12 protein-coding genes are annotated in these 9,436 nt (G+C 63.2%); 4 read left to right on the top strand and 8 right to left on the bottom strand.

Annotated elements, in window-relative coordinates:
• Positions 1 to 274: DMT family transporter (locus EOB59_RS36370; protein WP_245486650.1), on the top strand; the 274-nt coding region annotated here is incomplete at its 5' end.
• Here EOB59_RS36370 and EOB59_RS16075 read toward each other — a convergent pair.
• The 3 genes from EOB59_RS16075 to EOB59_RS16065 all read right to left on the bottom strand — a co-directional run bounded on the left by EOB59_RS16075 (position 275) and on the right by EOB59_RS16065 (position 2,988).
• Complete coding sequence (locus EOB59_RS16075) at positions 275 to 1,087, bottom strand: helix-turn-helix transcriptional regulator (RefSeq protein ID WP_127810913.1); 813 nt, start codon at positions 1,085 to 1,087, stop codon at positions 275 to 277. It abuts the gene before it with no gap.
• Between the two features lie 143 nt (positions 1,088 to 1,230).
• Complete coding sequence (locus EOB59_RS16070; RefSeq protein WP_164873876.1) at positions 1,231 to 2,100, bottom strand: uracil-DNA glycosylase; 870 nt, start codon at positions 2,098 to 2,100, stop codon at positions 1,231 to 1,233.
• A gap of 243 nt (positions 2,101 to 2,343) precedes the next feature.
• Positions 2,344 to 2,988: a hypothetical protein gene (locus tag EOB59_RS16065; protein ID WP_127810911.1), complete on the bottom strand. Its 645-nt coding sequence runs from the start codon at positions 2,986 to 2,988 to the stop codon at positions 2,344 to 2,346.
• Between the two features lie 10 nt (positions 2,989 to 2,998).
• Between EOB59_RS16065 and EOB59_RS35300 the strand changes: the two genes are divergently transcribed.
• From EOB59_RS35300 to EOB59_RS16055, 3 genes are all read left to right on the top strand, one after another.
• Positions 2,999 to 3,145, top strand: a complete 147-nt coding sequence (locus EOB59_RS35300; protein ID WP_155930595.1) for a hypothetical protein — start codon at positions 2,999 to 3,001, stop codon at positions 3,143 to 3,145.
• A 63-nt stretch (positions 3,146 to 3,208) separates the two neighbouring features.
• Entirely contained in the window at positions 3,209 to 4,888 is a 1,680-nt protein-coding gene (locus EOB59_RS16060; RefSeq protein WP_128288779.1) for an electron transfer flavoprotein-ubiquinone oxidoreductase, read from the top strand.
• A gap of 128 nt (positions 4,889 to 5,016) precedes the next feature.
• Entirely contained in the window at positions 5,017 to 5,616 is a 600-nt protein-coding gene (locus EOB59_RS16055; protein ID WP_127810909.1) for a DUF922 domain-containing protein, read from the top strand.
• 4 nt (positions 5,617 to 5,620) lie between these two features.
• Here EOB59_RS16055 and EOB59_RS16050 read toward each other — a convergent pair whose 3' ends face one another.
• From EOB59_RS16050 to EOB59_RS16035, 5 genes are all read right to left on the bottom strand, one after another.
• The gene (locus EOB59_RS16050) at positions 5,621 to 6,667 is read right to left on the bottom strand and encodes an endonuclease/exonuclease/phosphatase family protein (RefSeq protein ID WP_127810908.1); all 1,047 of its coding nucleotides are present in this window, start codon (positions 6,665 to 6,667) and stop codon (positions 5,621 to 5,623) included.
• Between the two features lie 70 nt (positions 6,668 to 6,737).
• Positions 6,738 to 8,201 (bottom strand): AMP nucleosidase, encoded by a 1,464-nt coding sequence (locus EOB59_RS16045; protein WP_245466279.1) that lies wholly within the window; start codon positions 8,199 to 8,201, stop codon positions 6,738 to 6,740.
• 116 nt (positions 8,202 to 8,317) lie between these two features.
• A complete protein-coding gene (locus EOB59_RS16040) occupies positions 8,318 to 8,512 on the bottom strand; it encodes a hypothetical protein (protein ID WP_127292634.1) in 195 nt (64 codons plus the stop codon).
• 39 nt (positions 8,513 to 8,551) lie between these two features.
• The gene (locus tag EOB59_RS35295; protein ID WP_023812838.1) at positions 8,552 to 8,710 is read right to left on the bottom strand and encodes a hypothetical protein; all 159 of its coding nucleotides are present in this window, start codon (positions 8,708 to 8,710) and stop codon (positions 8,552 to 8,554) included.
• A gap of 223 nt (positions 8,711 to 8,933) precedes the next feature.
• Positions 8,934 to 9,275, bottom strand: coding sequence for a DUF2147 domain-containing protein (locus EOB59_RS16035; protein WP_127398834.1), 342 nt, complete (start codon positions 9,273 to 9,275; stop codon positions 8,934 to 8,936).
• Positions 9,276 to 9,436: the final 161 nt, after the last annotated feature.

The following is a 9,436-nucleotide window of genomic DNA, read 5'->3' as shown; positions in this document are numbered from 1 at the left end:
CCTTGTTGCCGCCGGCTTCTGCGGCGGCCTCGGGCAGATACTGATGACGGCAGCCTATCGCCATGCCGAAGCCTCGGTCGTGGCGCCGTTCGAATATACGTCGATGATCCTCGGCGTCGTCGTCGGCTATCTCGTCTTCGGCGACGTCGCCACGCTCCATATGCTTGCCGGCGGCCTGATCGTCGTCGCCGCCGGCATCTTCATCATCTGGCGCGAACGCCAGCTTGGCCTGGAGCGGACCCGCACGCGCAAGGCATCTTTGCCTGAAGGGTGATTACGACAGCTCGGCTCGCTCCTTCGCCAACCGAACCAGCACCGTCCTCGTCTGCTCGTCGGCTGGAAAAAACGATTCGATCGCCAGTTCCGAAAGGGTCACGTCGAGCGGCGTGCCGAACACGGTGATGGTGCTGATGAACGACAGCACCTGGTCGCCGTGCGCAAGCCTGAGCGGGTGCACGATGGGGTTCGGCTCTACCGACACCGGCCGGCTGCCTTTCAAGCCGGACGGATAAGTCCTCAGCTCACGCTCGAGTTCGATCAGCACCGCGTCGCCGCTCGCGTCATTCTGGTGTTTCAGGCGCTCGAGCAGATGCGTCCGCCATTCCTGGAGATTGACGATGCGTGGCGCGATGCCGCCGGGATGCAGGCTGAGGCGAAGCACGTTGACCGGCGGCGTCAGCAGCGAAGCCTCGCTGACATCGGCAAGGAAGGGGGCAATGGCGGCATTGGCCGAAACCAGGTTCCAGTGGCGGTCGACGGCGAGTGCCGGGAACGGCTCGTGGCCTTTGAGGACGATCTCGACCGCCGCCATCGCCGGCGCCATCGTGGTGTCGGTCAATGAGCGCTCGCCGAAGCTCGGCGCAAAGCCGGCGGCGAGCAGCAACTGGTTGCGCTGCCTCAGCGGCATCGACAATTGCTCGGCCAGATGCAGCACCATGTCGCGTGAGGGCGCGGCGCGGCCGCTTTCGACGAAGCTCAGATGCCGCTGCGAGATTTCGGCCTCCATGGCGAGGTCGAGTTGAGACATGCGGCGGCGGGTGCGCCACTCGCGAATGAGGCTGCCGGCGGAGGTTTGGGCTGTTGTCATGAGGGCATGGTTAGACTGGAGAGGGGGGCATTTCAATTACGTCTGAGGTCATAGTTCTTGCCGGCGTTCGCCTATCCACATTGGAGATTGGCGAAAGCGGAGATGACAGCCAATCTCCCCCCCTCGTGGAGGAGATTGGCCAATCACCCAAGTGCGCGCAGCTTCGCCTTGACTTCGAGAAAATCCCGCCACGCCAGCTTCTTGTGCGACGGGGTTCGCAGGAGATAGGCCGGATGCAGCGTCGGCATGGCCGGGATGGCGATGCCGGACGCCGTCGTGTGGGCGCGCCAGTTGCCGCGCAGCCGCAATATGCCTTCCGAGGTGTTGAGCAAGGTCTTGGCTGACGGGCCGCCAAGGTTGATCAGCACCTTCGGATTGACCAGTTCGATCTGCCGCTCGATGAACGGCCGGCAGATCTCGGTTTCGTGCGGCGTCGGCGTGCGATTGCCCGGCGGCCGCCAGGGAATGACATTGGCGATATAGACTGAAGTACGGTCGAGCCCGATCGCCGCCAGCATGCGGTCGAGCAGCCGGCCCGATCGGCCGACGAAGGGCAGGCCCTCGATGTCCTCGTCGCGGCCGGGTGCCTCGCCGACCAGCATCACGGCGGCTTCCGGGTTGCCGTCGGCGAACACCAGGCTTTTGGCGGTGGCCTTGAGATTGCAGCCTTCGAATGCCGCCATGTGCTGGCGAAGCTCGTCCAGCGTCGTTGCTGTGGTCGCCAATTGGCGGGCAAGTGCCGCCTGCGCTTCGTCGGGAACGGTGGCCGACGTTGGGCGCGCAACCGGCGGCGCACTTGATCTGTCACCTGGTTCGGGGCGAGACATATTCGTCGAACGCTGCGGTGGGGCGATATCGCCCGAAGACGCCGCCGCGCGCTCCATGGGCTTTGGCGCAACCTCGGCAAACCGGTTCACGGGCTGGTCTTCAAGCGCCTCGTCGACGCCCACGCTGGCATAAAAGGCCAGCAGGTCGGCAATGTCGGATCGGTTGTTGGGGGAGGCGGCAGTCATGCCTGGCACATTCGTCTGCCGAGAGGCGATTTGCAACATCGGTGATTGGCGAAAGCGGCGGTGAAAGCTGATCTCCCTCCTTGAGGGGGAGATGGCCGGCAGGCCAGAGGGGGTCGCCGCGCGTAGAGCGCCAGCCTCCTCTGTCGGCGAAGGGGAGTCGCGTCCGGTCGTGCCGACCCCCTCTGTCGCCTTCGGCAACATTTCCCCCTCGAGGGGGGAGCGCGCGTCCCCGCGTCCGCTTCTCTACCCCGTTGGTATGCGCGGATCCTGCACCAGATAGAAGGTCCATCGCGGTGTGTAATCAGTCATCAGGAATTCGAACCTGGCGGTTTTCAGCGGGTCGACCTTGCCATTCCTGAACAGCAGCCGGTCATAGGGTTCGAAATCGCGATCGAAATCGGCGAAATTGCTCGATAAGATATTGTCCGGCGTCTTGTTGCGCTGGTCGAAGGAAAGCCCGTCGCCGAACACGCTCGGCCGATTCAGGATCTCCTGCAATTCGAACTGGAATTCGACCCAGGCCTGGCCGCTGTTGTTGAGCACCTCGATGCGCATATACATCATGCCGTTGGCGAATTCGCCGGCCTTGCCGAAGGCCTGGATCGGCTTTGTCGTGCGGATCGTCAGCGTCACCGGCGTTGACGAATTCAGTTCTTCGGTGATGACGAACGGATCATCCTTCGTCCCGATGCCCGAGGCGCCGGTGATGCGGAAGCCGCCAAGCTCGTCGGAGAAGGAGTAGGCGCCTGCCGCCCAGACCTTCACTTCGTCGGCGGCAGCGAGATGCGGCGCCAGCATCAGAAGGGCCAAAAGGAGCGCCCGGCGGATCCGGCCGGGCGGGAAAAGAAAGCGCGTCGATGAAAAGCCGGCTGGCCCAGGAATGCGCATGGCGTGAAGTATGGCCGATAAGCAAGCCGTCGAACAATTAAAAACGCGCGCCTCGCAGGCAATGCCGGGCGAAAAGCAGTCTTCCAGCCTCGCAATGCGCGACTTTTTGGCCAAAACGGCATTGTCACGTATGCGCCGGTTTCCTGTCGTCAATTGATGCGCTATGCAGCGCGGGAGCCAGCAAGATACCCGAATGGGATAAGCCAGTGCGGAGGGGTTGATGAGCGACATCGAACGCGAAAGCATGGAATTCGACGTGGTTATCGTCGGTGCCGGACCGGCGGGCCTCGCCGCCGCCATCCGCCTCAAGCAGGTCAATCCCGAGCTTTCGGTCGTCGTCCTGGAGAAAGGCGGTGAGGTCGGCGCCCATATCCTCTCCGGCGCCGTTGTCGATCCGATCGGCATCGACCGGCTCTTGCCGGGCTGGCGCGACGAGGACGGCCATCCCTTCAAGACGCGGGTCACATCGGACCATTTCCTGGTCCTTGGTCCTGCCGGCTCGTTTCGCCTGCCCAACATGCTGATGCCGCCGCTGATGAACAATCATGGCAACTACATCGTCTCGCTCGGCAATGTCTGCCGCTGGCTGGCGACCAAGGCCGAAGCGCTCGGTGTCGAGATCTATCCGGGCTTTGCCGCCGCCGGCCTGCTCTACAATGAGCAAGGCGCCGTCACCGGCATCGTCACCGGCGACATGGGCGTCGAGAAGGACGGAACGCACGGTCCGGGTTTCGCACCCGGCATGGCGCTGATGGGCAAATATGTGCTGATCGGGGAGGGCGCTCGCGGCTCGCTCGCCAAGCAGTTGATCGCCAGATACAAGCTTTCCGATGGCCGCGAACCGGGCAAATACGGCATCGGCCTGAAGGAACTCTGGCAGGTCAAGCCGGAGAACCACCGTCCGGGCCTGGTCCAGCATTCCTTCGGCTGGCCGCTTGACTTGAAGACCGGCGGCGGCTCGTTCCTCTACCATCTCGAGGACAATCAGGTGGCGGTCGGCTTCGTCCTCCACCTCAATTACAAGAACCCCTATCTGTCGCCCTTCGAGGAATTCCAGCGCTTCAAGACCCATCCGGCGATCAGCGGGACTTTCGACGGCGCCAAGCGCCTCGGCTATGGCGCGCGCGCCATCACCGAGGGCGGCTGGCAGTCGGTGCCGAAACTCTCCTTCCCCGGTGGTGCGCTGATGGGATGTGCGGCGGGCTTCGTCAACGTGCCGCGCATCAAGGGCTCGCACAATGCCGTGCTGTCCGGCATGCTGGCGGCCGAGCATGTCGCCGAGGCGATCGGTGCCGGGCGCGCCAACGACGAACTCGCTTCCTACGAGGAAGCCTGGCGCGCGACCGACATCGGCAAGGATTTGAAGAAGGTGCGCAACGTCAAGCCGCTGTGGTCGCGCTTCGGCACGATCGTCGGTGTCGGCCTCGGCGGCCTCGACATGTGGCTGAACACGCTGTTCGGTGTCTCGCCCTTCGGCACGCTGAAGCATGGCAAGGCCGACTATGCGACGCTCGAGCCTGCCGCCCGGCACAAGAAGATCGCCTATCCGAAGCCAGATGGCGTGCTGACCTTCGACAGGCTGTCCTCGGTGTTCCTGTCCAACACCAATCACGAGGAAAACGAGCCGGTCCACCTGCTTGTCGGCGACATGGAACTGCAGAAACGTTCCGAGCACGATGTCTTTGCGGGCCCCTCGACGCGCTACTGTCCGGCCGGGGTTTACGAGTGGGTCGACAAGGACGGCAATGCCGCCGCCGATCCCACGGCCAAGGATGTGCGCTTCGTCATCAACGCGCAGAACTGCGTCCACTGCAAGACATGCGACATCAAGGACCCGAACCAGAACATCAACTGGGTGCCGCCGCAAGGCGGAGAAGGCCCGGTCTACCAGGGCATGTAGGCCCGCGCCGGCCACAGCGTGCAAAGGACCCGACGACGGCTCGGGTCTCCCGTCGCATGTGAAACATTAGGACTGTTGAAACTGCCGCGCGCTTATGGTTCCATTCCTTGACGATAAGGAGATGGCCAATGCGCCTGGCGGTTCTGGCATGCCTTGTGGCGATCGGTGCGCTGTTCGGTTTGGCTTCGGCGGCCTCGGCCGGCACCAGGGTGGTGGTCAAGACGCGGACCTACGACATCACCGGGACCACGGGGCTGGCGCTGATGCAGGCTATGGACCGCAAGGGGCCGAAGCACGGCTTCATGACGCACGCCATCGCGTTGACCGGCTACGCAGTGGATTGGGACCTTGACACCAGCCAGGACAATGGCGTTTGCCGCTTGCGGCGCGCCAACGGCACGCTCAATCTCTTCTATACGTTTCCGCGTGTCGCCTCGGCCACCACGCCGACGCTCCGGAAGCGATGGACGCGGTTCTTCGCCGGCGTCCGCGCCCATGAGGAAACCCATGGCCGTATCGCCAGGGAGATGATGCAGGCCACGGAAAGATCGATCTCCGGCCTCAGGATTGCCGACGACCGGTTCTGCTACAAGACACGTCGCGAGGCACAGCGACGTATCAAGGCCACCAATGCCGCATATGAGGCCAAGCAGCTCGCTTTCGATGCGCGCGAGCATCGCGATGGCGGCCATGTCCAGCATCTCGTCATCGCTTTGGTCAGGCCCTGATCCTTCAGCCTGGCGTCTTGCCGGTCTGGCTTATGGCCGCGGTCGCGGTTTCATGTTCATCGAGCGGCTTTTGCTGGTTCAGCCTGAGCGAGAACTCCACCATGACCGGAAGGTGATCCGAGCCGGTGTCCTCCAGCCGTGTCGCGGAATGGATGGTCACGCCGCCCTTGCTGAAAACCTGGTCGATCGGCAGGCCGGCGAAGCGCCGCAGGAAGTCCGGCAGCTTGATGTGGATCCAGGTCGGGCCGGCGGACGGCATCACGGTCAGCCCGCCAAGCGCCGCGACCCGCCGCACGGCGGCACTCCATGGCGCGGCATTGCAGTCGCCCGCCATGATGGCCGTCTCGCCGAGCGCGGAAAGCGGCTCCGTCAATTCGCCGATCTGCCAGTACTGCTCGCGTGGCCACGGCCAACTGAGGTGGATCGCCGCGACATCGACGTCGATGCCGCCGAAGTCGACGGTCGCTGTCGCCATGGCGCCGCGCCTTTCGCAACGCGCCTCGGTGCCCGCGGCAAAGGGCCTCCGCGAGAGCAACGCGACGCCGAATATGCCGTTGGGATAGGGACAGAGGACCCGGTATGGATAGGCGCTGCTGATATAGCCAAGCTCGGTCGCCCACATCGCCGATACCTCGTCGAGGGTGATCACGTCGGGATTGGTCCGGCCGATCAGCGACAGCACCTTCTTCGGCGTCGGATTGTCGTAGCGCAGGTTCATCTGCAGCAGCTTGTAGATTGCGCGGTCTTCGTTCTTGGCTTCATAGGCGGCCTGAACCGGCCACAGGCGGGAGAAGGACAGCGACCCGGAAGTGGTGGCGAAGGCCGCCACGGCAAAAAGCAGTGCCACGGCCGCCTGCAGGCGAAATGTCGTGGCCAGCAGCGGCAGCGCGCAAAGCGCCATCAGCACGGCAAGGTGGACGCGGAAATGCGAGAAGGAATCGAAGGCGGGATGCAGCGTTCCGAAAAACCCGGCCACCAGCGCGATCGAACAGGCCAGCATTGCCAGGAATGCAACCGAAATCAGCAATGTCCCGAGGCTCGCTCTCTCCATGCCGCCTGCTTATCGGCAGAAATGCGGCCCAATCAAGATGAGAAATGCCGCCTCGATGCGTGGCATCGGCCTACTGGAACGCCGTTTCCGAAAAACTTCTGAGTTTGCGCGAATGCAACCGCTCCATCGGCATTTCCGCGAGCTTCTCCATCGCCCTGATGCCGATGGTCAGGTGCTGCGCCACCTGGCGCTTGTAGAATTCGGTCGCCATGCCGGGCAGCTTCAACTCGCCATGCAACGGTTTGTCCGAAACGCACAGCAGCGTGCCGTAGGGAACGCGGAAGCGGAAGCCATTGGCGGCGATGGTCGCCGATTCCATGTCGAGTGCGATGGCGCGAGATTGCGACAGACGCTGTACCGGGCCACGCTGGTCGCGCAGTTCCCAGTTGCGATTGTCGATGGTGGCGACGGTGCCGGTGCGCATGATGCGCTTCAGGTCGTAGCCGGAAAGGCCGGTGACTTCGGCGACGGCTTCCTGCAACGCCACCTGGATCTCGGCCAGCGGCGGGATCGGCACCCAGACCGGAAGATCGTCGTCCAACACATGGTCCTCGCGCACATAGGCATGCGCCAGCACATAGTCGCCCAGCGCCTGGGTGTTGCGCAGGCCGGCGCAGTGGCCGAGCATCACCCAGGCATGCGGCCTCAGCACCGCGATATGGTCGGTGATGGTCTTGGCGTTGGAGGGCCCGACGCCGATATTGACCATGGTGATGCCGCCATGTCCCGATTTCTTCAGGTGATAGGCCGGCATCTGCGGCAGGCGCGGCGGTGCAACGCCTTCGCTAGGCGCGCTTTGCCCGCTCTTGGTGATGACATTACCCGGCTCGACGAACTCCGTGTATCCGCCGCCGCCATTGGCCATCAGGTCGCGGGCGCGGGCGACGAACTCGTCGATGTAGAACTGATAATTGGTGAACAGCACGAAGTTCTGGAACTGCTGCGGCGTGGTTGCCGTATAGTGCGACAGCCGGTGCAGCGAATAATCGATGCGCTGCGCCGTGAAGGGCGCCAGAGGCCTCGGCTCGCCGAAGGCGACTTCGAAGGTGCCGTTGGCGATCTGGTCGTCGGTGCCATCGAGATCCGGCACGTCGAACAGGTCGCGGATCGGCCGCTTGATGCGCTCTGCCGTCGCGCCGTCGACATGGGTGCCTTCAAGGAAGGCGAAATGCAGCGGGATGGGTGTGGTCGATTCCGACACCGTGACCGCAACCCCATGATTGCGCATGATCAGGCGCAACTGCTCGACGAGGTAGCTTTCGAACAGGCCCGGCTGGGTGATGGTGGTGGAAAAATGCCCGGGCGTCGGCATATGGCCATAGGCCTGGCGCGAGTCGATCTGGGTGAACGAGTTGGTGGTGACACCGATCTCCGGATAAAAGGCCCGGTAGCGCTTGCCATTGTCGCCGCCTGCTGCCGCCAGCTCTGCGAACGAGTCGCGCAGGAATTTGGTGTTGCGGTCGTAAAGCGCCTGCAGTGCCTTGACGGCTTTCTCGGCGCTATCAAAGCTTTGCCGGCCAAAAGGCTCCGGCATGACGACAGATTCGATGGCTTGTGGGTAGATTCGCTTTTCCATAGCTCAATATAGAGACTTGGATCGGCACTTGGGAGGGGTGTCGCGACCGAAGGCGGCCAACGCGCCGTTTTTCTTCAACCGCGCTGCAGGCTGACCAGGAGCACAAAGCCGACGCCGGACTTCTTCAGGGCTGGTGCGTCGATCGTCGAGCCGGCATCTGAGCGCATCATCGGCACGGCCAGAACCGGAGCGGCCAGAACCGCCAGGATAAGCGCCGCCCGCGGCAGAAGCCGAAGGGTCTTGAGAGCGTTGGCGGCGATGCGGTTCATGGTGTTTCAGCTTTTCTTTTCGAGGTCTTGGTTCTTTGTTCAGTTGCGAAGATGGGTGGGGCAGGCGAGGCGGCAGGTTCTGGAACTGGCTTCGTCCCAGGCGCGGGCCGGACGGCCCGCTTCGGCGACGAGGATGGCGAAGAACATTCCAAACAGGCTCACCAGCAGGCAGACGATGGTGAAGCGGCGAGCAAGCATCGGGTCGGTCTCCTTCAACACGCCGGAGAATGCCCTGATGCAACTGAACCGGCTCTGATGCCGGCGTTCATCTGCCGTTCAAGATGATTGACGGGGTTTCGACGGCGCCGGCGTCGGTTTGGATAGCCGCCGGCGGGTATCGAGCATCACCGGTGCAGGATGTGTCGACAAAACGAAAACGGGGCCCGCTGGGGCCCCGTCCTCATGTCGTAAGGGTGGTCGATCAGAGCTTGTGCCAGGTCTGGCTCTTGCAGATCAGTCCGCCGAGCACGCAGCCGCTCATCTTGAGAGAGCTGCCCGACAATGTCGCCTTGCCCGAATAGGTCTTGTCGTTTGCCGGATCGGTGATGTTGCCGGCATATTTGTTGTCGCCTGTCGCCTTGAGCGAGCCGATGGTCTTGCCGGCATATTTCCCGGACTTGAGCGTGATGGAAAACGAGCTGCCGGCGGCGATGGCCGCGGTTTCGCCGGCCTGCGTCTTCCAATTGCCTTCGATCGGATCGGCCCATGCCGCACTCGCCACGATCAATGTGGCCGCAAGGGCCAGGCTCAGTTTTCGAAACATGTCTTCCTCCCTGTGGATGTCCGGCCGGATGCTCCGCCTCGCCGGTCTGCCGCTTACGCAAACGTAAGCTAATCCAGCTCCCGGCAAAACAAAAGCGGTGCCGTAGCGGAAGACTTTGGGATTTTGCAGCCGCCTGAAAGCGCCTCCTCGACGATGAAATG

This window comes from Mesorhizobium sp. M7A.F.Ca.MR.176.00.0.0, assembly GCF_004023165.1.
In the GTDB taxonomy this organism is placed as follows: domain Bacteria; phylum Pseudomonadota; class Alphaproteobacteria; order Rhizobiales; family Rhizobiaceae; genus Mesorhizobium.
The sequence above is the reverse complement of the archived record's forward strand: the minus strand, read 5'-3'. Positions and strand labels throughout refer to the sequence as shown.